Here is a 22,903-nt window from a genome sequence, read left to right on the forward strand (position 1 = left end):
AGAAGCAGCCTACAGAAACCGATCCAATATCCGCTTGCTCTCCGCATTCAACGCAAACTGGTCCCGCACCAGGTACTGAATGCCATGTGTATCCGCGATCAGCAAGGCGTTGTCCTTGCCAATGCGGCGAATGTCTTCATCTCCCCGCAAGACAAACTCGGTCTCCCCACGATCGGTCTCCACCGTCCAGGTGCACGGCGTGGAAAAGCTGGTCACTGACACGATCTGCTGAATGACTGGCATGAACTCACGCGCTGCCAACTCAGCACGGATCAGGCCCTGCGTGGGCTCAGGCACATCGACCAAACGGTCCACCCAGCCCACTTCCTGGCCATCGGTGCTCACAATCGAAATGCCCACATCCGGCGACTGGATGGGGAAGGCACGTACCGGCACCACGGCCTCATGGCGATCCCCTTCGGGCGTGGTCAGGATCAGCTTGCCGAACGCATTGCGTTCCAGCACAAATGGGGTACGGTCAGGTGTGTGTGGGACGCTCATCACGCGCCCTCCTTCTCAGCGTTGTCGGAAGCCTGGTCGGCATCCATGTCCACATCCATGTTGCGTGCCTGCGCCTGGTAGAGGTTGTAGTAGGCACCTTGCTTGGCCATCAGCGCGTCATGCGTGCCCTCTTCCACCACCGAGCCACGGTCCAGCACCACCAGCCGGTCGGCGCGGTGCAAGGTGGAGAGCCGGTGGGCAATGGCGATGGTGGTGCGGCCTTGAACCAGGTTTTCCAGGGCCTTCTGGATTTCCTTTTCGGTCTCGGAGTCCACCGACGAGGTGGCCTCGTCCAGGATCAGGATGCGCGGATCGATCAGCAAGGCGCGCGCAATCGAAATGCGTTGACGCTCGCCACCCGAGAGGCCCTGGCCACGCTCACCCACCATGGAGTCATAGCCCTGCGGGAGCCGCAGGATGAACTCGTGTGCATGGGCCGCGCGTGCTGCAGCAATGATTTCCTCGCGCGAGGCGTCCGGCTTGCCGTAGGCAATGTTTTCCGCAATCGTGCCGAAAAACAGGAAAGGCTCCTGCAGCACCAGGCCGATGTTCTTGCGGAAGTCGGCAATGGCATAGGAGCGGATGTCCACGCCATCCACCAGAATCGCGCCCTCGGACACATCGTAGAAGCGGCAGATCAGATTCACCAGGGTGCTCTTGCCGGAGCCGCTGTGGCCCACCAGCCCGATCATCTCGCCGGGCGCAATGTTCAGGTTGATGCCTTTGGTGACTTCCCGGTTGCCATAGCGGAAGCCCACCTCGCGCACCTCGATGCGACCCTGCACCTTGTCCACGTGAACCGGGTTGGCGGGCTCGGGCACGCTGGAGACGTGGTCCAGGATGTCAAAGATGCGCTTGGCTGCAGAAGCCGACTTCTGCGTGACCGAGACGATGCGGCTCATGGAGTCCAACCGGCCGTAAAAGCGACCGATGTAGGCAATGGCCGCCAGCAGCATACCCACGGTGATATCGCCCTTGGACACCTGCCAGATGCCAAAGCCCCAGACCACCAGCAGACCGATCTCGGTGAGCAGCGACACGCTGGGTGAGAACAGGGACCAGATCTTGTTGATGCGATCATTCACCAACAGGTTGTGGCGGTTGGCCTCGCGAAAACGCTTGGCCTCGCGCTGCTCTTGGGCGAAGGCCTTGACCACGCGAATGCCGGGAATGGTGTCGGACAGCACGTTGGTGACCTCACCCCAGACCCGGTCGATCTTCTCGAACCCGGTGCGTAGGCGGTAGCGCACAAAGTGGATCATCCAGCCGATGAAGGGCAACGGCACCAGGGTGATCAGTGCCAGATAGGGATTCATGGAAAACAGGATGACGGCCGTCATCACGATCATCACCACGTCGCTGGCAAAGTCCGTGAGGTGCAGGGACAGGTAGACCGCAATACGGTCGCTCTCGCTGCCCACGCGCGACAGCAGGTCGCCCGTGCGTTTGCCGCCAAAGTATTCCAGCGAGAGGCGCAGCAAATGCTCATAGGTGGTGGTGCGCAGATCCGCGGCAATGCGCTCAGAGGCCAGCGCAAGAATGTAGGTCTTGGCCCAGCTCAGAATCCAGGCCAGCAAGCCCGCCCCCAACAGACCCGCCAGGTACCAGGCGATGGTGGAAGGCTCGATATGCTGGCCGTTCTGGAACGGAATCAGCACCTTGTCCACCAGTGGAATGGTCAGGTAGGGCGGCACCTGGCTGGCGGCAGTGCCCAGCAGCATCAGCAGGAAACCCCAGAACAACTGGCCACGGTAGGGTTTGGCAAAGCGCCACAGGCGAAACAGGGTCCAAGTGGACGGTGGCGTGTGGATCACCTTGGTGCAGACCGGGCACTCCTCCTGGCCCGGCTCCAGCGGCGCCTTGCAACTCGGGCACACGTTCTTGAGCGCCTGCACCAGCGGCTTGCCCGACACCACGCTCTCCAGCTGCAGCGTGAACTGGTCTACCAGGCGGATCGCGTGCAGGTTCTGCCCCAGGGTAAAGCGCCAGCTTGCCAGCAGGCCGGTGGCGTCCACCAGCTCCAGATGCCCCACGCCGGCATAGTCGTGGTGCTGCAGGGTCAGGCCCTTGGTCAGCGGCCAGTCCTGCCAATGCGCCGCGCCGCCATCGGTGCTAAGGACGCGCTCATTGGTCACCACCACCAGTCCCCTGACGAAGTGCAGCCGGGCGTCCAGGTCAACCTCCAGGGCGGCAAGAACGTTTTCCTGAGGGTGCAGACGGGCCTGCAAGGCGGAACGCCAAGGTACGGCAATCTCACCTGGCACAGATCGGACTAGGGAAATATCAGTGGTCATTGCAAACAAAATTCATTTTTCTTGGAATCGCAGACAGCGCTCTGGGCAGGTAGCCTTGGCAGGCGTTCCTGAAGATACCACCCCCAGGGTTGGGTCCACTGAACAGGCAACCCGTCAGTGAGCGAGAATACACAACGCGGACAGCGCCATGTCGGTGGACTGCCCATGCCACAAAGTGCCATGCAAGCCAAGATCAATATAGACATTATTCGGGTAACCCACTTACGCGGACCCAACATCTGGACCTATCGCCCGGTTATTGAGGCATGGGTTGACATTGGCGAGCTGGAGAACCATCCCTCCAACACCATCCCTGGCTTCTACGACCGCCTTACCGCCCAGCTGCCCGGCCTGATAGAGCATGAATGCAGCCCCGGCGTGCGCGGCGGCTTCCTCATGCGCCTGCAAGAAGGCACCTGGGCTGCCCACATTCTGGAACACGTCTGCCTGGAGTTGCAGAACATGGCTGGCATGCGCACCGGCTTTGGCAAGGCGCGCAGCACGTCCACCAAGGGCATTTACAAGATCGCCTTTCGCACCCGGCACGAAGACGTGGGCCGCGCCGCGTTGGCAGCCGGGCGCGAGCTGCTATTGGCCGCCATTCAAGACAAGCCATTTGACATCACCAAGACCGTGGCCGACCTGACCGACATGGTCGATGACCTGTGCCTGGGCCCCAGCACCGCGCACATTGTGGACGCCGCCACGGCACGCCGTATTCCCTCCATCCGCCTGACCGACGGCAACCTGGTGCAACTGGGCTACGGCATCGCCCAGCGCCGCATCTGGACGGCAGAAACCGACCAGACCTCGGCCATTGCCGAAGAGATCGCCAGCGACAAGGATCTGACCAAGTCCCTGCTGCAATCCTGTGGCGTACCTGTGCCCGAAGGCGAACTGGTACGCAGTGCCGATGCTGCATGGGAGGCCGCGCAGGACGTGGGCGTTCCCGTGGTGCTCAAGCCCTACGACGGCAACCACGGTCGCGGCGTTTCACTGGACCTCTGCACCGAGGCCGAAGTGCGCGCAGCCTACGAACTGGCGCACCGCAAGGGTGGCGGGGGTCCCGTGATCGTGGAGAAATACATCTCCGGCAATGAACACCGTCTGCTGGTTGTGGGCAAGAAGGTGGTGGCCGCAGCCGCGGGGGAAAACCTCTGGGTCACCGGCGACGGCGTGCACAACATCGACGAGCTGACCGACCTGCAGATCAATATCGACCCGCGCCGCGGCACCGGTGAAGACTTCCCGCTCAACGCCCTGATGCCCAGCAAGAGCGGGGAGATCATTCTGGAGCTGGAGCGTGCCGGCCTCAAACCGGAAACCGTGCCTGCCGCTGGCCAGAAGGTGCTGATACAGCGCAACGGCAACGTCCAGTTCGACATCACCGACAAGGTACACCCCAGCGTGGCCAATGCCGCCGCACTGGCCGCCCGCGTAGTAGGTCTGGACATTGCGGGTGTGGACATGGTGCTGGAAGACGCCGGCAAGCCCCTGGAGAGCCAGCGTGGCTGTGTCATCGAGGTCAACGCCAGCCCGGGTCTGCTGGCCCACATCCGCCCTGCCAACGGCAACGGCCAACCGGTGGGACGCGCCATCATTGATCACCTGTTCAGCGAGGGCAAGGACGGCCGCATTCCCATCGTCGGCATCACCGGCACCCGGAACACCGGCCGCATCGCGCGCTTGGTGGCCTGGCTGGTACACATCAGTGGCAAGCATGTGGGCCTGGCATGCAGCGAAGGCCTGTATCTGGACGGCCGCCGCATCGACGAAGCCAACTGCGCCACCTGGGAAGCGGGTCAGCGCGTGCTGATCAACCGCTCGGTGCAGGCCGCCGTTTTCGAGAATCCGGGAGCCGTCATTCTGGGTGAAGGACTGGCCTACGACAAATGCACCGTGGGCGTGGTCACCGACGTGAACTGGCATGAAAGCCTGGCCCACTATGACATCCACGACGACGAGCAGACCTACAAGGTGGCTCGCACCCAGGTGGACGTGGTGCTGCCCAGTGGCACCGCCGTGCTCAACGCAGCGGACCACCAGGCCGTGGAAATGGCCGAGCTGTGCGATGGCAAGGTCATCTTCTACGGCATGCATGCCGACAACCCAGCCATCGCCGCGCATCGCGAAGCCGGTGAGCGCGTGGTGGTGCTGCAGGGTGAAGCCATCGTCCTGGCCCAAGGCGCCCAGATCGCTGCCAGCCTGCCGCTGTCCAGTCTGACGCCGGCCAAGGCATCCAAGCCCGAGATGGTGATGGCCGCTGTAGCCGCAGCCTGGGCATTGAACATTCCCGTCGAATTGATTGGCGCCGGATTGCGCACCTTCGAATCCGCCCCCAAGAAAACCCCTTACTGAGCACGCCACATGGAAGTCACACGCATTCGCGCCCTGCGCGGTCCCAATCTGTGGAGCCACCACACGGCCATCCAATCCATCGTGTCCTGTGCGCCGCAAGAAAACTCGATTGACGAGTTGCCCGGCTTTGAGGTGCGGCTGCGCGAGCGCTTTCCCGAACTCAGCCCGCTGCAGCCTACAGGCCACAACGACAGAATTTCACTGGCCCACGTGCTGGAGCTGGTGACGCTGGGGTTGCAGGCACAGGCCGGCTGTCCGGTGACCTTCAGTTGCACAACACCCACGTTGGACGACAACGTGTACCAGGTGGTAGTGGAGTACAGCGAGGAAGAGGTTGGTCGCAAGGCGCTGGAGATCGCTGAGCAGCTATGCAATGCCGCACTCAGCGACACACCTTTTGATGTGGCTACCGCACTGGCCGCGCTGCGTGAACTGGATGAAGACGTTCGCTTAGGGCCAAGTACCGGTTCCATCGTGGATGCTGCCGTCGCGCGTGGCATTCCCTATGCCCGCATGACCTCAGGCAGCATGGTGCGCTTTGGTTGGGGCAGCAAAAAGCGCCGCATCCAGGCGGCCGAAATTGACGCCACCAGCGCCATTTCTGAAGCCATTGCGCAGGACAAGCAACTCACCAAGAAGCTGCTGGCCGCTGCCGGAGTGCCCGTACCCACAGGGCGCGCGGTCAGCGACGCGGATGACGCCTGGAAGGCGGCCCTGGAAATCGGCCTGCCGGTGGTGGTCAAGCCGCTGGACGGCAATCAGGGCAAGGGTGTAACAGTCAACATCACCAGCGAAGAGCAATTGCGCAAGGCCTACGAGGTTGCCAGCACGTTCAGCGACGACATCCTGGTGGAGCGCTACATGCCGGGCAACGATTTCCGCCTGCTGGTGGTGGGTGACCGTCTAGTGGCCGCCGCCCGACGCGATCCACCCAAAGTGGTGGGTGACGGCGTGAGCACCATTGCGCAACTGGTGGAGCAGGTCAACAAGGACCCGCGTCGTGGCTCAGGACACTCCACTTCGCTCACCAAGATCCGCTTCGATGAAATCGCCAAGGAATGCCTGGCCAACCAGGGTTTCACCGCCGATTCGGTGCCGCTCAAGGGACAGCGCGTCAATCTGCGCAACAACGCCAACCTGTCCACCGGCGGCTCCGCCACCGACGTGACAGATGACGTGCATCCGGACGTAGCCGCCCGCGCCGTCGCCGCCGCCCACATGGTGGGCCTGGACATCTGCGGCGTTGACGTGGTGAGCGACAGCATCCTGCGCCCCCTGGAAGAACAGGGTGGCGGGGTCGTGGAAGTAAACGCGGCCCCGGGGTTGCGCATGCACCTGGCCCCCTCGTTTGGCAAAGGTCGCGCCGTGGGTGAGGCCATCATTTCGCTGCTGTTCAAGAATGGTGACAACGGGCGCATTCCGGTAGTCGCCGTCACAGGAACCAATGGCAAGACCACGACCGTGCGTCTGATTTCGCACCTGCTCAAGACCAACGGCCTGCGGGTGGGCATGACCAATACCGACGGCGTCTACGTGGATGGCCAGTGTATTGACACGGGCGACTGCAGCGGCCCCAAGAGTGCACGCAGTGTTCTGCTGCACCCTGACGTGGATGCGGCGGTTCTGGAAACCGCCCGCGGTGGCGTGCTACGCGAGGGGCTTGCCTTCGACCGTTGTGACGTGGCCGTGGTCACCAATGTGGGCAGCGGCGACCACCTCGGCCTGAACTACATCACCACGGTGCAGGAGCTCGCCGTTCTCAAGCGCGTCATCGTGCAGAACGTGGCGCCCACCGGCGTTGCCGTTCTCAATGCGGCCGACCCCAATGTGGCCAGCATGGCCAGCAAATGCAAGGGTTCGGTCACCTTCTTCACTCAGGACCGGCACCATCCGGTGATGGCCACGCACCGTGCCCAAGGGCATGCAGTGGTCTACGTGGAAGAAGGCAATCTGGTGGCCGCCAAGGGCGACTTCAAGCACCACATTCCCCTCAACAAAGTCCCGATCACCATGGGCGGGGCCATCGGCTTCCAGGTCGAGAACGTGATGGCTTCGGTCGCGGCCGCCTGGGCACTGAAGGTGGACTGGGTGACCATTGAAACCGGCCTGTCTTCGTTCTCCAACGACAGCGACAACGCGGCGGGCCGATTCAATATGTTCAAGCATCGCGGTGCCACCGTGATTGCTGACTACGGACACAACCCCGATGCCATGGCGGCGTTGGTACAAGCCGTCGAGAGCATTCCCGCCACCCGCCGCAGTGTCGTCATCAGCGGGGCTGGCGACCGGCGTGACCAGGACATCCGGCAACAAACCGAGATTCTGGGCCGCGCCTTTGACGAGGTGGTGATGTTCGAAGACCAGTGCCAACGTGGTCGCAGCGACGGCGAAGTCATTGCCTTGTTGCGCGAAGGACTCAAGGGCGCACCGCGCACCAAGGAGTCATCTGAAATCTACGGTGAATTTCTGGCCATCGACAAGGCCATGGACAAACTCAAGGAAGGCGAGCTCTGCCTCATTCTGGTGGACCAAGTGGAAGAAGCCATGGCCCACATCGCGGCCAAGGTGGCTGCGGGTTGAGTGGTACTGCAGGCTCAGGCCTGCGGCACTTCCATGCGCGGCTCACGCCCCATCAGCAAGGCCACGGCCTGCGCGGGCTGAATATGTCCTTCCAACAAAGCGACTACGCACTCGGTGATGGGAACTTCCACATTGAGGCTGCGTGAACGCTGCAACACGGTGTGGGCGCAGTACACGCCTTCGGCCACATGGCCCAGCTCATGTACAGCCTGCTCCAAGGATTTGCCCTGCGCCAATGCCAGACCGACACGTCGGTTGCGCGACAGGTCGCCGGTGGCAGTCAGCACCAGATCGCCCAGGCCGCTCAGCCCCATGAAAGTCTCGGCCTTGGCTCCCAGCGCCAAACCCAGACGGGTGATTTCCGTCAGCCCCCGGGTGATCAGCGCGGCACGGGCATTGAGGCCCAACTGCAGTCCGTCACACAGTCCGGTGGCGATGGCCAGCACGTTCTTCACGGCACCGCCGACCTCCACACCCACCACGTCATCGTTGGCATAGACGCGCAAGCTGCTGTTGTGAAACGCCGCCACCAGCGCATCACGCACCTCGGGGTGGGTGCTGGCGGCTACCAGTGCCGTGGGTTTGCACAAGGCAACCTCCTGGGCAAAGCTGGGGCCGCTGAGCACTCCGGCCAGCATTGCCGGAGCCACCTGGGCCTGCACTTCATGCCCCAGCAACCCAAAGTTGTCTTCGCGCTCGGCTTCAAATCCCTTGCACAGCCAGGCCACCGGCTTCTGGAACCCACGCAATTGGGCCAGCATGTCGCGCAGACCGGCCATGGGTGAGGCGATTACCAGCAAGTCCTGTTGTGCCAACAATGCTGGCAACGCCTCCAGGCTGCTGCAGGTGATCCGCAATGCCTCGGGGAACGCAATGCCGGGCAGATAACGCGCATTGCTGCGGCTGCTTTGCATGGCAGCCGCCTGACCCTGGTCCCGGGCCCAGAGGGTTACCTGGTGCACGCCAGAAGCCTGGGCTGCATTCAACGCCAGTGCAGTGCCCCAGGCACCTGCTCCCAGTACGAGGATATTCATGACAGTCCGTTGTGCAAACGGGGTTCTGCCCGTTTGCCAGTGGATTTACTGCGGCAGGCTATCGGAAGCGCCAGCTGCTTCGTTGCGCTGTTGCTCATACATGGCCTGGAAGTTGATTTCCTGCAGATGTACGGGCGGGAAGCCAGCGCGCTGCACCAGGTCTGCCACGTTGCCGCGCAGATAGGGGTAGACGATTTGCGGGCAGGCGATGCCCATGATCTGGCCCAATTGTGCTTCGTCCAAGTTGCGGATTTCGAAAATGCCGGCCTGCTTGGCTTCCACCAGGAAAACGGTCTTTTCCTTGATCTTGGTGTGCACCGTGGCGGTAACGCTCACCTCAAACACGCCATCGGCCACGGGTGCGGCCTCCACACCCAACTGGATATCCACCGAGGGCTGTTCCTGCTCCAGCAGGATGGCAGGCGAGTTGGGCTGCTCCAGGGAGGCTTCTTTGAGGTACACGCGTTGAATCTGGAAAACAGGAGCTTGATCAGCCATGGGAACGGTCTTTCTAGGTAAAGAAAAGCCCACTTCAGAACGTCAGCGGGCTGGAATTGGAATTGTCGCAGGCGATTATGTCAGGCGCCGTTCAGCAGGGGCACCAGCCCCCCTTTGCCATCCAGCGCCATCAAATCATCGCAGCCCCCCACATGGGTGCTACCGATAAAAATTTGCGGCACGGTGCGCCGGCCGGTGATTTCCATCATGCGCAGGCGCTCCTGCGGATTGGCATCGACCCGGACTTCTTCGATGGCGGCCACGCCGCGGGACTGCAGCAGTCGTTTGGCCTGAATGCAGTAAGGGCAGACGGCCGTGGTGTACATCTTGACGGTTTGCATGGGCATTCGCTCGCAAATCAGGCTTTTTCAATGGGCAAGTTGGCGCCCTTCCACGCGGTCAGACCGCCACCCAGGCTCTGGGCCTGCTCATAGCCCAGCTTCTTGGCAATGGCTACAGCCCGGCCCGAGCGCGCACCGGTCTGGCATACCAGGATCAGGGGTAGCGTCTTGTTTTTCACGGTGGCCACCAGCTTGTTCTCCAGTTCACCCAAGGGAATATTCTTGGCGCTGCCCAAGTGACCTGCGGCAAATTCACCGGGTTCCGACACGTCAACAACCACCGCCTTTTCACGGTTGACCAGCAATACGGCACCTGCCGGGCTCAGACCCGCTGTGGCCGCACCTTGCAGCACCGGCCACAAAAGCAGGCCGCCGGAGACCATCGCCAGGGAGATCAACATCCAGTTATCGAGAATAAATTTCACTTTGTTCCTTGTTCGTACTTGCGCACCTGCGAAAGCATTAGCCCTCCATTTTAGAATGCTGAACCTGGCCCATGTTGGGCATGGGCCATTGATCACTCCACCACAGTCCGTTCACCATGTACAAACTTGTTCTTGTTCGCCACGGCGAATCCACCTGGAATCTTGAAAACCGCTTTACCGGCTGGACCGATGTGGATTTGACCCCCACTGGCGTGGAACAGGCCAAGAATGCGGGCCGACTGCTCAAGGCCGAAGGCTACGAATTTGACCTGGCCTACACCAGCGTGCTCAAGCGTGCGACCCGTACCCTGTGGCACTGCCTGGACGAGATGGACCGCACCTGGCTGCCCGTGGTGCACTCCTGGCGCCTCAACGAGCGCCATTACGGCGCCCTGCAGGGATTGAACAAGACCGACATGGCCAAGCAGTACGGCGATGCCCAGGTGCTGATCTGGCGCCGCAGCTACGACACGCCCCCCCCCGCCCTGGAGCCGACCGACCCCCGCAGTGAACGTGGCGATCTGCGCTATGCCAAGCTGCAGCCCGAACAGGTGCCTCTGACCGAATGCCTGAAGGACACCGTGGCCCGCGTGCTGCCGTTCTGGAACGAGTCCATTGCACCGGCCATCCGTTCAGGCAAGAAGGTCCTGATTGCTGCGCACGGCAACTCCATCCGCGCATTGGTAAAGTACCTGGACAATATTGCGGACGACGCCATCGTGGGCGTGAACATTCCCAACGGCATCCCGCTGGTGTATGAGTTGGATGCGGACCTCAAACCCATCCGCAACTACTACCTGGGTGATGCAGAAGCCGTCGCCAAGGCCGCTGCAGCGGTGGCATCCCAAGGTAAAGCGTAAGTAAAAAAGACCCTATTCCATCCGAGGAGCCCGGGCCGGGTCTGCCCGGTGTTTACCTCACGGTGTATATTGGCGCGAGACAGGAACACATATGGGTCAAAAATTGAAAATCACCGGATGGATAGCCGTCGGCGCGCTCGCGGGTGCGCTGACAACTGTGTCCCTGCAGACGGTTGCGCGGAGTGCCATGGCGCCGCTACCACTGGAAGAGTTGCAGCAACTCGCCGCGGTATTTGGCATGATCAAGAGTGATTATGTGGAGCCGGTGGACGAGAAGAAACTGATCACCGACGCCATCGCTGGCATGGTCTCCAGCCTGGATCCGCATTCGCAATATTTTGACAAGAAGTCCTTCAAGGAATTCAAGGAAGGCACCTCCGGCAAGTTCGTAGGCGTAGGCATCGAGATCACCCAGGAAGACGGTTTGGTCAAGGTGGTCTCGCCCATTGAGGACTCCCCTGCCTTCCGCGCCGGCCTCAAGCCCAATGACCTGATTACCAAGATTGACGATACCGCCGTCAAGGGCCTGAGCATGAATGAGGCGGTCAAGCGTATGCGTGGCGAGCCTGCCACCAAGGTGGTACTCACGATTTACCGCAAAGATGAGAACCGCACGTTCCCGGTGACCATCATCCGCGAAGAAATCAAGCAGCAGTCGGTGCGCGGTAAGCTGGTGGAACCCGGCTATGCCTGGATTCGGTTGAACCAGTTCCAGGAACGTACCGTGGACGACTTTGTGCGCAAGGTCAACGAGATCTACCACCAGGACCCCAAGATCAAGGGCTTTGTGCTGGACTTGCGCAACGACCCCGGCGGTTTGCTCAATGCGGCCGTAGCGATCTCGGCGGCCTTTCTTCCCGAAGACGTGACCGTGGTTTCGACCAACGGGCAGACGCCTGAAAGCAAGCAGGTGCTCAAGGCCACGCCGGCAGACTTCCGTGGCATTCCCGGTGCGGATGCCATCAAGACACTGCCGCCTGAGCTGAAGAAAGTGCCTTTGGTGGTTTTGGTGAACGAAGGCTCGGCCTCCGCCAGTGAAATCGTGGCTGGCGCCTTGCAGGACCACAAGCGGGCCACCCTGATGGGCAGCCAGACCTTTGGCAAGGGCTCGGTGCAGACCTTCCGCGCCCTGGGGCCTGACACGGGACTGAAGATCACCACTTCACGTTACTACACACCGAGCGGACGCTCGATTCAGGCCAAGGGCATTGTCCCTGACGTCATGGTGGACGAAACCGAAGAAGGCAGCCCTTACGCCGTGCTGCGCATGCGCGAAGCGGATTACGACAAGCACCTGACCAGTGGCCAGGGCGAGGAAAAGAAAGATCCGGAACGGGAAAAGGCCAGGGACGAGGCACTCAAGCGCCTGGAAGAGGAGTCGCGCAAGCCAGTCTCCGAGCGCAAGGCTCCCGAGTTCGGCTCCGATAAGGACTTCCAGTTGATGCAGGCCATCAACCAGCTCAAGGGCAAGCCTGTACTGGTCAGCAAGACCATGGTCGAACGCAAGGAAGAGCAGAAAGAAGAGTAAGCGCAGTATGCAGGACGAAGAGCTGCTGCGCTATTCGCGGCATATCCTGCTCGATGACATCGGTATCGAGGGTCAGGAGCGGATTCGTGCCGCACACGCATTGGTCATCGGTGCCGGTGGGCTGGGTTCCCCGGTTGCGATGTACCTGGCCTGCGCAGGAGTGGGCACTATCACGGTCACGGACGACGACACGGTGGACCTGACCAATCTGCAACGTCAAATTGCCCACCGGACCGAGTCGGTCGGAACGCCCAAGGTTGCGTCACTCAAGAACACCTTGCAAGCGCTCAATCCGCACACGCAGGTCAACGCAATGCAAACCCGAGTCGACGCCAAGGCGCTTGACGCACTGGTTCAGCATGCCGACGTCGTACTGGACTGCTGTGACAACTTCAAGACGCGCCAAGCCGTCAACGCCGCATGTGTCCAACATCGCAAGCCGCTGGTTTCTGGAGCCGCCATTCAATTCGATGGACAGATCAGCGTATATGACTCAGGTCAAGCAGATGCCCCTTGTTACGCCTGCATCTTTCCACCGGAAGCCACCTTCGAGGAAGTTCGATGTTCCACCATGGGCGTGTTTGCTCCCTTGGTCGGAATCATTGGCTCCATGCAGGCTGCAGAGGCACTCAAATTGATCGTTGGAATCGGACGCAGCCTACAGGGCCGCTTGCTGATGCTGGACGGGCGTGCCATGGAATGGAATGAAATCCGCATGCCGCGCAATCCGACTTGTCCGGTTTGTGGTACGAGCCCATCAAAGCAGGAACTGGCGGGGGAACACGCTGCATAAAGTTGTAACTGATACGGGTCTTGCTGTTAGACTTTGAGCTGAACTTTATTTCCCGACAGTGGCATCTTCCCCTCCCGCACCCCTTTTAGCGTTAGATCAATTGCGTCTCGATGACGCAAAAGCGCTTTTGGATCGGGACAGTGCGGTCGCCTTGCCCTCCCCTACCGCCTCACCCTTGGAATATCTTCAGGGAGTGATCGATGGTTTGTGCGAACTGTCGCTCAAGGACCCACTGACCGGATTGTCCAATCGGCGCCACTTCCGCTCGGTGCTGGACCGAACAACCGAGATGGTGGCACGCTCAGGTGATCCGGCGCTGCTATTGATGGTGGACATAGACCACTTCAAAAGCGTAAATGACACCCATGGTCACCAAGCTGGAGATCAGGTTCTACAGGCCGTGGCCATGGCGCTGGCCAAGTGCGTGCGCCCCATGGATACTTTGTCGCGCTACGGTGGTGAAGAATTTGCCGTGGTACTGCCGAATTGCCATACCTTCTTTGGTGGCACGGTCGCGGAGCGGATCCGCCAGACCATTCAGAACATGCCGATAGAACTGGCTTCCGGCCAGGTACTCAATATCACCGTCAGTATTGGAGGCGCATACGCCCCGGAATGGGTGCGCTCCACTGCAGCGCTTTGGACCGAGCGTGCCGACGTGCAGCTGTACCGGGCCAAGCGGGAGGGACGCAATCGTGTGTTCCTGGATACCCAGCAGGAAATTTTTGTCAGTGCCGAAGAAAAAAATATGTTGTTTGGACATCTGTCGTTGGGTGACCCGGCGTGGATTGAAGCTGGAACGGGTGAAGTTTCAGCGAGTGGTACGGGGCAAAGGGTTAATTGATGTCTGATGCTGTAATTCCGAGCGCTGAAGAAGGCGCTTTACCGGAGGTGCCCCTGACCCCATTGGGCAAGGTGGTGGCCGTGACCAGCGGCAAGGGCGGCGTGGGCAAGACTTTTGTTTCCGCCAACCTGGCTGCTGCATTGGCCAAACGCGGCTTGCGCGTGTTGGTGCTGGACGCCGACTTGGGACTGGCCAATCTGGATGTAGTGCTCAACCTGTACCCCAAGATTACGCTGCATGACGTGTTCACAGGCAAGGCCAAGATTGAAGAGGCCATCATCAAGGCGCCCGGCGGTTTCTCCGTGCTTCTGGCAGGCTCAGGCATGGTGGAGTATTCGCGCCTGACTCCGGAAGTGCGTGGCGATTTCCTGAAGATCATGTCCAGCATGGTGCCGCACTACGATATCGTGCTGCTGGACACCGGTGCCGGTATCTCCGACGTAGTCCTGTTTGCCGTATCCCTGGCCTCCGAGGTGATTGTTGTTGCAACGCCCGAACCCACCTCACTTACGGACGCATACGCCACCATCAAGGTATTGGTGGGACAGCAAAAGCGCCAGAACATCCGCATGGTGATCAACCAAACAGCTCGCTTGGGCGACGGCCGTGCCATCACCGTGCAATTGCAGCAGGTGCTGGACCGCTTCGTTACGACCGAACCAGGGCGCCCCATCAAGCTGGTGCACATGGGTGATATCCCGGCGGATCCATCGGTGCGTCAGGCCGTCATGCGCAGGCAGTTGCTGATCCAGTCCGCCCCCGGTTGCGCCGCGTCGCTAGCCATTACGCAATTGGCCCAGAAGATTCAGGAAACGGTGATTCCTCGCATCTGAATGCCTGCCGCTGTGTGGCGGATTTCAGGCACTTAATATCCAGCCCTCCAATGGATCCAGGTCCGGCGGCAAGCCATACAACGGTTTTCCCTGGCTATGCTGGTGCTGCGCCCACGCCGCCTGCACCAGGCACAGCGTTGCATCCAGACTATCGCCACTGGCATCCGCAATCAGCGTATCGCGTTGGGCATGGCTCAGCTTCAATCGCAGACCCAACCGCGTTTGCCCCAGCTCCAATGCGTTGATCAGGTCCTTGCGGGCAATCAGTCGCTCTGCTGTTTGCTTGGCGCGATCGTCACTCTTGTAACTGCGGCTTCCGAGTATTTCGCGAGCCAGCAGGCCGGGGTAGGCCTCCAACGCCACACGTTCTTTCGCAGCACTCAGAGACTGCAGTCCCGGCAGATAAACTCCCGCGTCGAGCAACCGGGGCACGCCCGCGTGCAGCATGTAGGCGACCGGCGGATTCACCCATTTCATGGATGGACTGCTGAGTGCCGGCCTGTCGGTGGCACGGTGTGCGAACTTCCCGCCCACAGGTCGCGCATTGCAAAAGCCCGCAAACAGGTCGCGGATTTCGGCACGGCTCAGGCTTGCATAGTGGTGCATGCAGTCCTGCCATTCCAGAGGCCAGCCCAAGGTTTCAACCAGCTCACGCGGCAGACCGAAAGGCAGATCAAAGCCTCCCACCCAGGCGGGCTCGCGAACCAGCATGTCCGAAAAAGCCTGCAAGCTCGCCAGTTGCTCCAGTTCCACCAGTTGAACACGAGCGCCTTGCACCCTGCCCCACGCCACCACAATGGGTTTTCGCGGGCTCGGACTACTGGAAAAATCGCACCCCAGTAACTGCACCATAGGGCGCTACCCCAGGGATAGGGCAACCACGCCCAAACCGATGCAGGCGGCCCCTGTCAGGCGTGCCAAACGATCCCCCTCGCCCAACAAATGGCCGCCCAGCAAGGCGGCAAACAGCATGGACACTTCCCTGGCCGGTGCCACATGGCTCATGGGCGCTATCTGCAGCGCGTACAGCACCATCACATAAGACACCGGACTGACGGCCCCTACGATCAGCGCATATTTCCACTGCTTCTGCCAATGCTGGCGCGTCTGCTGCCGGTCCCTCCATACGGTCGGCGCCAGCAGCACCGTCTGCGTGAAACTGGACATGTAGAACAGCAGCATGGGAGACAGCAGCAAGGCCTTGATGGAATAGCCATCCACCACGGTGTAGCTGGCTATGGTCAAGCCCGTGAGCAGCCCATAGACAATGCCTTTGCGGGTACGGGCGCGCTGCTCAGCGTCATGGGCGTTGCGCCAGATACCGGGGCCACCCGCAATCAGAAAGACACCCAGTCCCACCACGGCAATGCCGGACAGCCCCAGAACAGAAACCTTTTCACCAAACAGCGCTATGGCTACCAAAGAGGAAACCATGGGCCCGGAACCGCGCGCCAATGGGTAGACAACCGTCAGGTCCGCCTTGCGATAGCCGCGCAACAGTACGACAAAATAGGCCACGTGGATCAGTCCGCTGGCAACAGCTCCCATCCACGCCGCTAGTCCCCAAGCAGGCAATTGTTGCCAGCCCAGAAACGCGCCCACGGGCAACCAGATCACCACGGTTACTGCGGAGATGAAGAAAGCAAAGCGGACGTCGCCATTGGCCTTCTTGGCGGCGATATTCCAGAACGCGTGAACCAGCCCTGCCAGGACGACCAGAACCAGGGCGGAAAAAGGCATCTACGGGTTCAGGCCCGGCCCATGATGGAAGCAGTAGCCATCAGTTCTTCCAGCAAGGCCAGAGATACGGAGCCCGAAACGGAATACGGGTCGAGTTCAGGCTTCTCTGCGTACTTGAGCAGGATGCTGGCATTGACCTTGGCCATGTTGACCTGCCCCATGGTCCAGCCGCCAAAACGGCGCTCATTGATTTCCTCGTAGTGCAGCAGCACCACGTCCTTGTGGCGAGGGTCTTTCTGGATGTGTCCGTAAAGGTCATTGACCGCCATGCGTCCGCCTTCGATGGCCTGCAAGAAGATGCCGCCGCCGTAACACAGGATCCCGGTGATTCCGCTGATGGGATTGAACTGGCGGCAATGCGCCAGGATTTCCTCTACTGCGCTGCAAGCAGGGTCAGTAGCACGACTGGCATACAACAAGCGGACCAACATGGTTCAGCCTTTCCGAGGGATCAGGGACAGGAATTCACGACGCAGATTAGGGTCTTTGAGGAACACTCCGCGCATCACGGAGTTGATCATCTTGCTATCCATATCCTTCACCCCGCGCCAGGCCATGCAGTAGTGGCTGGCTTCCATGACAATCGCGAGACCATCGGGTTGGGTTTTTTGCTGGATCAGGTCGGCCAGTTGCACGACCGCTTCTTCCTGGATCTGTGGACGGCCCATGATCCATTCGGCCAAACGCGCGTACTTGGACAGTCCAATGACATTGGTGTGCTCGTTGGGCATGACGCCAATCCAGATCTTGCCGATCACAGGACAGAAATGGTGACTGCAAGCGCTGCGCACCGTGATGGGCCCAACAATCATCAGCTCATTGAGGTGTTCCGCATTGGGGAACTCGGTAATCGTGGGCGCCTCCACGTAACGGCCACGGAACACTTCGTTCACGTACATCTTGGCCACGCGGCGCGCGGTGTTGTCGGTGTTGTGGTCTGACTCGGTATCGATGACCAGGCTGCTGAGCACACCCTTCATCTTCTCTTCCACTTCGTCCAGCAGAAGCGCCAGCTCACCCGGCTCTACGAACGCAGCAATATTGTCATTGGCATTGAAGCGCTTGCGCGCGGCCAGAATGCGCTCGCGGATCTTGACGGAAACCGGGATCCCCTCTTCGGCATCAGTTGGGTTCATGCTGCTCTGCATTTTCATTAACATGGAATGATGTTACCAGTCTTTGCGCCATAGGGTTATAGGCCATTTGCGCCTATGGATATTGGATGCTGCGCTATCAATTTAGTAGTCTTTGCCGCTCAGGAACAGGGTCAGGCGCATCACGGTGTAGGCCGCGCGGTCCTTCAGTCGCTGCCACAGTGGCCGGTGCTCAAACCGGGCTTTGTCCAATTGGGAGCTATGGCGTTGAATCGCATCGTTCAGGTGCCCACGCAGGTTTTGCGCGAATGCCGCATCGGAAACCACCACATTGGCTTCCCTGGCCAACAGCAGACTCAAAGGGTCCAGATTCGACGAACCCACTGTCGCCCATTTGCCATCGATGACAGCAACCTTGGCGTGCAGAAAGCCGGCCTGGTATTCATGGATTTCCACTCCCGCGTCCAGCATGGCGCCGTAGAACGGCTTGGCGGCGTGGAATTGCATGAAGAATTCATAGCGCCCCTGCAGCAGCAACCGCACTTGCACGCCGCGCTGCACGGCGTGCACCAGGGCTCGGCGCAATTTGACGCCGGGCATGAAGTAGGCGTTGGCAATCAGGACTTCTGATTTGGCGTGGGCAATGGCCTGTCGGTAGGCACGCTCAATGCGTCTGCGGTTGCGCACGTTATCGCGCAGCAGAAGTCCGGCATGCACATCGCCATCCCCTTTGTCTTGGGCACGTGCGAGCCCGTCCGCCCCCGGCCTGCCGCCCATGTGTTCGAACTCGCGCCGCGCATCGCCGAACTGACCGCGCTCAATTTGCCGCGTGACCTGCAGACGGCTCCAAAACTGCTCCATGACAGCATGAACCTGCTTCACCAGAGGACCGCGGACCTGGACCGCAAAATCGAATCGCGGCGTGGGCTGGCGACCATGGTTGAGTTCGAAGAAGTCATCCAGCACATTGATGCCACCACAGAAGGCCAATGCACAATCCACCACGCACAGCTTGCGGTGCAGGCGCCTCCAGCGACCGGGGATCAGCATGCCGAAGTTTCCCAACGGCGAGAACTGTTGCCAGCGCACACCGCTGGCGTTCAGGCGCTCCTGCCAGGTCTTCGGTATCTGGGGTGTGCCGATGCCATCCATCACCAGATACACCGCCACTCCACGTCGCGCAGCCCGCTCCAGGGCACCCAGGACGGACTCTCCTGCATCGTCTTCGTGAAAGATGTAGGTCTCAAAGCGCACTTCCTGTAGCGCCGCCTCTATCGCTTCGATCAGCGCCGGGAAGAACTGCTGCCCGCTTACCAGCAACTGCACGGAATGCCCGCCATGAAGAGGATGCGTGCTCACCCGTGCTGGTCCATCAACTCAAACTCTGCGATCAAAGGAAGGTGATCCGACATGCGCCACCAGATACGGCCACGCGGAACATGGTGGGACAGCGGCGTCATGCCACGCACGAACACGTGGTCGAATTGCACGATGGGCAGTCGTGCCGGAAACGTGGACGTTTGCGGCAAGCCACCAGCGTGGAGCCCCACGGTTGCCATGGGCCTGGTCAATATGGCCCCCCAGTCGTTGAAGTCACCGGCGACGATGACCGGATCGTGCTGAGGGATGTCGCGAGCGATATAGCGGGCCAGTTGTGCCATCTGGCGCACGCGGCTACCGCGTATCAGCCCGAGATGCACCACCACCACATGGATGTGATGACCGTCCACTTCCACTTCGGCATGCAGCAGTCCGCGTTGTTCGAACCGATGGTCTGACATGTCCTCGTGCTGGTGCCCCAGGACCGGCCAGCGCGACAGCATGGCATTGCCATGCTCTCCGTGCCGGGTAACGGCATTGGTGCGGTAGACGGCATGGTATCCCTCGGGTGCCAGGTAGTCTGCCTGGGGTTGTTGTGGCCAGTGCTCGAAATAGGTGGCACCCCGGTTATGGATCTTGCGCACCTCCTGCAGGCAAACGATGTCTGCGTCGAACTGCTCCACCGCCAATCCCAGGTTGTGGATTTCCAGACGGCGGTTGGGGCCAAGCCCCTGAACGCCCTTGTGGATGTTGTAGGTGGCAACCCGGATACGTGTCATGGCTCAGCCCTTGGTATACGGTTGGGTGTCAGTAGCGGGACCGCAAAGCGCGGCAGCGTCAGAATCGCCTCGGCATTGGATGGCGAAAAACACAAGGAGGCGGCTTCCTGATAAGGCAACCACTGGTAATCCGTATGCTCTCGCGGGCTCAGTCGCACAGGTGTTCCAGCCGGGACGCGCAGGCCAAACACCCGTTCGGTGTTGTGCACGGTGCCTGGAGCGTAGCGGTGCAACCAGCGGGGGTAAATGCTGTACACATTCTCCAGCCCCCAGTCCTGCAAACCCGCGTACAGGGTTGTACCTTGCGAGCAGTCTATGCCAGTTTCCTCGCCCACTTCACGGATGGCTGTGGCCTCATAGCTGTGCTCGGGCGCATCTTTGGAACCGGTGACGGACTGCCAGAAATCTTCCGGCGTATCCGCGCGACGTATCAACAACACGTCCAACTGCGGCGTGTAGATCACCACCAGAACCGACTGCGCAATCTTGAATGTTGGGGCCATAAAAAAGGGCGCTGGATAAGCGCCCTTTCATTGTGCACTAGTGCATGTCGCCAAACAGAAGCTCAGCTAGACGCCACCGGCTTACGCCGCCTTGGTCAGATCGGCATTGCGCAGCCGGATGTGCAACTCACGCAACTGCTTTTCGTCCACCGGGCTGGGCGCCTGTGTCAGCAGACACTGGGCACGCTGGGTCTTGGGGAAGGCGATCACGTCACGGATGGACTCGGCACCGGTCATCAGGGTGATGATGCGGTCCAGGCCGAAGGCCAGGCCACCGTGCGGGGGAGCACCATACTGCAGCGCGTCCAGCAGGAAACCAAACTTGGCCTGTGCTTCTTCGGGCGTGATCTTCAGGGCATCAAACACTTTCTGCTGCACATCGGCACGGTGGATACGCACCGAACCACCACCCATCTCCCAGCCGTTCAACACCATGTCGTAGCCCTGAGAAATGCACTTCTCCGGAGCGGTGACCATCCAATCTTCGTGACCTTCCTTGGGCGCAGTAAAGGGATGGTGCACAGCGGTATAGCGCTGGTTTTCCTCGTCGAACTCGAACATGGGGAAGTCCACCACCCACATCGGGCGCCAGCCCGCGGTGAACAAGCCGTTCTTCTTGCCAAACTCGCTGTGGCCGATCTTGATGCGCAAGGCGCCGATGGCGTCGTTGACGATCTTCTCTTTGTCGGCGCCGAAGAAGATCAGGTCACCGTCCTGGGCACCGGTGCGCTCCAGCACGGCTTGCAGCGCCTTGTCGTGGATGTTCTTGACGATGGGGCTCTGCAGACCGTCTCGGCCCTTGGCCAATTCGTTGACGCGGATATAGGCCAGACCCTTGGCGCCGTAGATCTTGACGAACTCGGTGTAGGCGTCGATTTCGCCACGGCTGATGCCGCCACCCTCTTTGGAGCCGCCCGGAACGCGCAGGGCCACCACGCGGCCACCCTTCATGGTGGCAGCACCCGAGAAGACTTTGAAGTCCACATCGACCATCACGTCGGTCAACTCCGCGAACTGCAGGTTGACACGCAAATCGGGCTTGTCCGAGCCGTACAGGTGCATCGCATCCTGGTAGGTCATAACCGGGAACTCGCCCAGGTCCACACCGATGGTGTTCTTGAACACGGTGGTGATCATGCCCTGGAACATTTCGCGGATGTCTTCTTCGCTCAGGAAAGAAGTCTCGATATCGATCTGGGTAAATTCAGGCTGGCGGTCGGCGCGCAAGTCCTCGTCACGGAAACACTTGGTGATCTGGTAGTAGCGGTCAAAGCCCGCCACCATCAGCAACTGCTTGAAGAGCTGGGGCGATTGCGGCAGCGCAAAGAAATGGCCGTCGTGCACGCGGCTGGGCACCAGGTAATCGCGCGCACCTTCGGGCGTGCTCTTGGTCAGCATGGGTGTTTCGATGTCCACAAAGCCATTGGCGTCGAGGAATTTGCGCACTTCCATGGCCACACGGTAACGCAACATCAGATTGTTCTGCATGTAGGGGCGGCGCAGGTCCAGCACGCGGTGGGTCAGACGTGTGGTTTCCGACAGATTGTCGTCATCGAGCTGGAACGGAGGGGTGACCGACGGATTGAGCACGGTCAATTCGTGGCACAGCACTTCGATCTTGCCGCTCTTGAGGTTCTCGTTAACGGTACCTTCGGGGCGTGCACGCACCAGGCCCTTGATCTGCACGCAAAATTCGTTGCGCAGGTCTTCCGCGACCTTGAACATCTCCGCGCGATCGGGATCGCACACGACCTGCACATAACCCTCACGGTCGCGCAGGTCGACAAAGATCACGCCGCCATGGTCACGGCGACGGTTCACCCATCCGCACAGGGTAACGGTTTGGCCCATCAGGGCTTCGGTCACAAGACCGCAATAGTGGGAACGCATGGCCATAGCTTGCTTTCTTGACACTGCACTGGAGGCAGCTTGGTTTCTAAAAAATTAATGGGAAGAGACGGGGTTTTGTTTGACCGGAAGGGCCTGCTCGGCAGGTGCCACCGAACCCATGGAAATCACATACGTCAATGCCTCATCCACGCTCATGTTGAGCTCGATGACCTCGGAACGCGGCAGCATCAAAAAGAAGCCGCTGGTCGGGTTGGGCGTGGTGGGAACATACACGCTGACAAAGTCATCACCCAAGTGGGATCGCACCTCTCCGCCGGGGATACCCGTCTGGAAGGCGATGGTCCAGCTACCTGCGCGCGGATACTGAATCAGCATGGCAGTGCGGAAGGCATTGCCATTGCTGGAGAACAGCGTATCAGAGACTTTCTTGACGCTGTTGTAGATCGACTTGACGATGGGAATGTTGGTAAACAAGGTATCCCATTGGCGCAACCACCAGCGACCCGCCACGTTGGAGACGAGAGCGCCAGTCAACAGCAGCGCGGCAGCTACCAGCACCACGCCCAGCCCGGGAATACCGTGCAGGCGTTCAACCATCGGACCCATTGCTGTCGGCGCAACGGCAGAAAAGCCAGCCAGCACACCGAAGAACACGGAGTCCAGCGTGCCAACCAGCCACAGCAGGACCCAGATGGTGATGGCCAGGGGCAGCCAGACCATCAGGCCG

The 22,903-nt window shown here is 60.5% G+C and carries 22 protein-coding genes; 7 read left to right on the forward strand and 15 right to left on the reverse strand.

Features of this window, described 5'->3' with window-relative positions; translation table 11 throughout:
- Positions 1 to 9: 9 nt before the first annotated feature.
- Positions 10 to 501: a DUF1854 domain-containing protein gene (locus AAGF34_RS00355; protein WP_342618657.1), complete on the reverse strand. Its 492-nt coding sequence runs from the start codon at positions 499 to 501 to the stop codon at positions 10 to 12.
- Positions 501 to 2,795 carry an ABC transporter ATP-binding protein gene (locus AAGF34_RS00360; protein ID WP_342618658.1) on the reverse strand — a complete coding sequence of 765 codons (2,295 nt, stop codon included), beginning with the start codon at positions 2,793 to 2,795 and terminating at the stop codon, positions 501 to 503. The genes AAGF34_RS00355 and AAGF34_RS00360 overlap by 1 nt, the downstream gene beginning before the upstream one ends.
- A gap of 180 nt (positions 2,796 to 2,975) precedes the next feature.
- Here AAGF34_RS00360 and cphA (AAGF34_RS00365) point away from each other — a divergent pair, with 180 nt between their 5' ends.
- Together cphA (AAGF34_RS00365) and cphA (AAGF34_RS00370) are read left to right on the forward strand one after the other, a co-directional pair.
- A complete protein-coding gene (cphA, locus tag AAGF34_RS00365) occupies positions 2,976 to 5,153 on the forward strand; it encodes a cyanophycin synthetase (protein ID WP_342621191.1) in 2,178 nt (725 codons plus the stop codon).
- Positions 5,154 to 5,162: 9 nt separating this feature from the next.
- Positions 5,163 to 7,733: a cyanophycin synthetase gene (gene cphA, locus AAGF34_RS00370; protein ID WP_342618659.1), complete on the forward strand. Its 2,571-nt coding sequence runs from the start codon at positions 5,163 to 5,165 to the stop codon at positions 7,731 to 7,733.
- A gap of 14 nt (positions 7,734 to 7,747) precedes the next feature.
- Here cphA (AAGF34_RS00370) and AAGF34_RS00375 read toward each other — a convergent pair whose 3' ends face one another.
- The 4 genes from AAGF34_RS00375 to AAGF34_RS00390 all read right to left on the reverse strand — a co-directional run bounded on the left by AAGF34_RS00375 (position 7,748) and on the right by AAGF34_RS00390 (position 10,031).
- Positions 7,748 to 8,767 carry an NAD(P)H-dependent glycerol-3-phosphate dehydrogenase gene (locus AAGF34_RS00375; protein ID WP_342618660.1) on the reverse strand — a complete coding sequence of 340 codons (1,020 nt, stop codon included), beginning with the start codon at positions 8,765 to 8,767 and terminating at the stop codon, positions 7,748 to 7,750.
- 45 nt (positions 8,768 to 8,812) lie between these two features.
- Complete coding sequence (gene secB / locus AAGF34_RS00380) at positions 8,813 to 9,265, reverse strand: protein-export chaperone SecB (protein WP_342618661.1); 453 nt, start codon at positions 9,263 to 9,265, stop codon at positions 8,813 to 8,815.
- Between the two features lie 80 nt (positions 9,266 to 9,345).
- Complete coding sequence (grxC, locus tag AAGF34_RS00385; protein ID WP_342618662.1) at positions 9,346 to 9,606, reverse strand: glutaredoxin 3; 261 nt, start codon at positions 9,604 to 9,606, stop codon at positions 9,346 to 9,348.
- A 17-nt stretch (positions 9,607 to 9,623) separates the two neighbouring features.
- Positions 9,624 to 10,031 carry a rhodanese-like domain-containing protein gene (locus AAGF34_RS00390; RefSeq protein ID WP_342618663.1) on the reverse strand — a complete coding sequence of 136 codons (408 nt, stop codon included), beginning with the start codon at positions 10,029 to 10,031 and terminating at the stop codon, positions 9,624 to 9,626.
- A 116-nt stretch (positions 10,032 to 10,147) separates the two neighbouring features.
- Between AAGF34_RS00390 and gpmA the strand changes: the two genes are divergently transcribed.
- The 5 genes from gpmA (at position 10,148) to AAGF34_RS00415 (ending at position 14,889) form a co-directional block, all read left to right on the forward strand.
- Entirely contained in the window at positions 10,148 to 10,891 is a 744-nt protein-coding gene (gene gpmA / locus AAGF34_RS00395; protein ID WP_342618664.1) for a 2,3-diphosphoglycerate-dependent phosphoglycerate mutase, read from the forward strand.
- Between the two features lie 91 nt (positions 10,892 to 10,982).
- Positions 10,983 to 12,419, forward strand: coding sequence for a S41 family peptidase (locus AAGF34_RS00400; protein ID WP_342618665.1), 1,437 nt, complete (start codon positions 10,983 to 10,985; stop codon positions 12,417 to 12,419).
- A gap of 7 nt (positions 12,420 to 12,426) precedes the next feature.
- A complete protein-coding gene (gene moeB, locus AAGF34_RS00405; RefSeq protein ID WP_342618666.1) occupies positions 12,427 to 13,212 on the forward strand; it encodes a molybdopterin-synthase adenylyltransferase MoeB in 786 nt (261 codons plus the stop codon).
- Between the two features lie 58 nt (positions 13,213 to 13,270).
- Positions 13,271 to 14,056, forward strand: coding sequence for a GGDEF domain-containing protein (locus tag AAGF34_RS00410; RefSeq protein WP_342618667.1), 786 nt, complete (start codon positions 13,271 to 13,273; stop codon positions 14,054 to 14,056).
- Positions 14,056 to 14,889 carry a MinD/ParA family protein gene (locus AAGF34_RS00415; RefSeq protein WP_342618668.1) on the forward strand — a complete coding sequence of 278 codons (834 nt, stop codon included), beginning with the start codon at positions 14,056 to 14,058 and terminating at the stop codon, positions 14,887 to 14,889. Before AAGF34_RS00410 ends, AAGF34_RS00415 begins: the two co-directional genes overlap by 1 nt.
- A 24-nt stretch (positions 14,890 to 14,913) precedes the next feature.
- Here AAGF34_RS00415 and AAGF34_RS00420 read toward each other — a convergent pair whose 3' ends face one another.
- From AAGF34_RS00420 to AAGF34_RS00460, 9 genes are all read right to left on the reverse strand, one after another.
- Entirely contained in the window at positions 14,914 to 15,741 is an 828-nt protein-coding gene (locus AAGF34_RS00420; protein ID WP_342618669.1) for a DUF429 domain-containing protein, read from the reverse strand.
- Positions 15,742 to 15,747: 6 nt separating this feature from the next.
- Entirely contained in the window at positions 15,748 to 16,629 is an 882-nt protein-coding gene (locus AAGF34_RS00425; RefSeq protein ID WP_342618670.1) for an EamA family transporter, read from the reverse strand.
- 8 nt (positions 16,630 to 16,637) lie between these two features.
- Positions 16,638 to 17,060 (reverse strand): BLUF domain-containing protein, encoded by a 423-nt coding sequence (locus AAGF34_RS00430; protein ID WP_342618671.1) that lies wholly within the window; start codon positions 17,058 to 17,060, stop codon positions 16,638 to 16,640.
- Positions 17,061 to 17,063: 3 nt separating this feature from the next.
- Positions 17,064 to 17,765 carry a GTP cyclohydrolase I gene (gene folE / locus AAGF34_RS00435; RefSeq protein WP_342618672.1) on the reverse strand — a complete coding sequence of 234 codons (702 nt, stop codon included), beginning with the start codon at positions 17,763 to 17,765 and terminating at the stop codon, positions 17,064 to 17,066.
- A gap of 102 nt (positions 17,766 to 17,867) precedes the next feature.
- Positions 17,868 to 19,049, reverse strand: a complete 1,182-nt coding sequence (clsB, locus tag AAGF34_RS00440; protein WP_342618673.1) for a cardiolipin synthase ClsB — start codon at positions 19,047 to 19,049, stop codon at positions 17,868 to 17,870.
- Between the two features lie 29 nt (positions 19,050 to 19,078).
- Entirely contained in the window at positions 19,079 to 19,822 is a 744-nt protein-coding gene (locus tag AAGF34_RS00445; RefSeq protein WP_342618674.1) for an endonuclease/exonuclease/phosphatase family protein, read from the reverse strand.
- Positions 19,819 to 20,325 carry a dihydroneopterin triphosphate diphosphatase gene (nudB, locus tag AAGF34_RS00450; protein ID WP_342618675.1) on the reverse strand — a complete coding sequence of 169 codons (507 nt, stop codon included), beginning with the start codon at positions 20,323 to 20,325 and terminating at the stop codon, positions 19,819 to 19,821. Before nudB ends, AAGF34_RS00445 begins: the two co-directional genes overlap by 4 nt.
- A gap of 81 nt (positions 20,326 to 20,406) precedes the next feature.
- On the reverse strand, positions 20,407 to 22,221 hold the full coding sequence (gene aspS / locus AAGF34_RS00455; protein WP_342618676.1) for an aspartate--tRNA ligase: 1,815 nt from the start codon (positions 22,219 to 22,221) through the stop codon (positions 20,407 to 20,409).
- 48 nt (positions 22,222 to 22,269) lie between these two features.
- Complete coding sequence (locus AAGF34_RS00460; protein WP_342621192.1) at positions 22,270 to 22,896, reverse strand: DUF502 domain-containing protein; 627 nt, start codon at positions 22,894 to 22,896, stop codon at positions 22,270 to 22,272.
- Between the last annotated feature and the right edge of the window lie 7 nt (positions 22,897 to 22,903).

The organism is Rhodoferax sp. GW822-FHT02A01, assembly GCF_038784515.1.
Taxonomy (GTDB): domain Bacteria; phylum Pseudomonadota; class Gammaproteobacteria; order Burkholderiales; family Burkholderiaceae_C; genus Allorhodoferax.

What these genes read in the sequence shown, in the direction of transcription:
- gpmA (WP_342618664.1), top strand. Translation starts at nt 10,148, where the DNA reads ATGTACAAACTTGTTCTTGTTCGCCACGGCGAATCCACCTGGAATCTT.
- AAGF34_RS00360 (WP_342618658.1), bottom strand. Translation starts at nt 2,795, where the DNA reads ATGACCACTGATATTTCCCTAGTCCGATCTGTGCCAGGTGAGATTGCC.
- AAGF34_RS00375 (WP_342618660.1), bottom strand. Translation starts at nt 8,767, where the DNA reads ATGAATATCCTCGTACTGGGAGCAGGTGCCTGGGGCACTGCACTGGCG.
- moeB (WP_342618666.1), top strand. Translation starts at nt 12,427, where the DNA reads ATGCAGGACGAAGAGCTGCTGCGCTATTCGCGGCATATCCTGCTCGAT.
- nudB (WP_342618675.1), bottom strand. Translation starts at nt 20,325, where the DNA reads ATGGCCCCAACATTCAAGATTGCGCAGTCGGTTCTGGTGGTGATCTAC.
- grxC (WP_342618662.1), bottom strand. Translation starts at nt 9,606, where the DNA reads ATGCAAACCGTCAAGATGTACACCACGGCCGTCTGCCCTTACTGCATT.
- secB (WP_342618661.1), bottom strand. Translation starts at nt 9,265, where the DNA reads ATGGCTGATCAAGCTCCTGTTTTCCAGATTCAACGCGTGTACCTCAAA.
- cphA (WP_342618659.1), top strand. Translation starts at nt 5,163, where the DNA reads ATGGAAGTCACACGCATTCGCGCCCTGCGCGGTCCCAATCTGTGGAGC.
- AAGF34_RS00425 (WP_342618670.1), bottom strand. Translation starts at nt 16,629, where the DNA reads ATGCCTTTTTCCGCCCTGGTTCTGGTCGTCCTGGCAGGGCTGGTTCAC.
- AAGF34_RS00355 (WP_342618657.1), bottom strand. Translation starts at nt 501, where the DNA reads ATGAGCGTCCCACACACACCTGACCGTACCCCATTTGTGCTGGAACGC.
- folE (WP_342618672.1), bottom strand. Translation starts at nt 17,765, where the DNA reads ATGAACCCAACTGATGCCGAAGAGGGGATCCCGGTTTCCGTCAAGATC.
- AAGF34_RS00430 (WP_342618671.1), bottom strand. Translation starts at nt 17,060, where the DNA reads ATGTTGGTCCGCTTGTTGTATGCCAGTCGTGCTACTGACCCTGCTTGC.
- aspS (WP_342618676.1), bottom strand. Translation starts at nt 22,221, where the DNA reads ATGGCCATGCGTTCCCACTATTGCGGTCTTGTGACCGAAGCCCTGATG.
- AAGF34_RS00400 (WP_342618665.1), top strand. Translation starts at nt 10,983, where the DNA reads ATGGGTCAAAAATTGAAAATCACCGGATGGATAGCCGTCGGCGCGCTC.
- cphA (WP_342621191.1), top strand. Translation starts at nt 2,976, where the DNA reads ATGCAAGCCAAGATCAATATAGACATTATTCGGGTAACCCACTTACGC.
- AAGF34_RS00460 (WP_342621192.1), bottom strand. Translation starts at nt 22,896, where the DNA reads ATGGTCTGGCTGCCCCTGGCCATCACCATCTGGGTCCTGCTGTGGCTG.
- AAGF34_RS00420 (WP_342618669.1), bottom strand. Translation starts at nt 15,741, where the DNA reads ATGGTGCAGTTACTGGGGTGCGATTTTTCCAGTAGTCCGAGCCCGCGA.
- AAGF34_RS00445 (WP_342618674.1), bottom strand. Translation starts at nt 19,822, where the DNA reads ATGACACGTATCCGGGTTGCCACCTACAACATCCACAAGGGCGTTCAG.
- AAGF34_RS00415 (WP_342618668.1), top strand. Translation starts at nt 14,056, where the DNA reads ATGTCTGATGCTGTAATTCCGAGCGCTGAAGAAGGCGCTTTACCGGAG.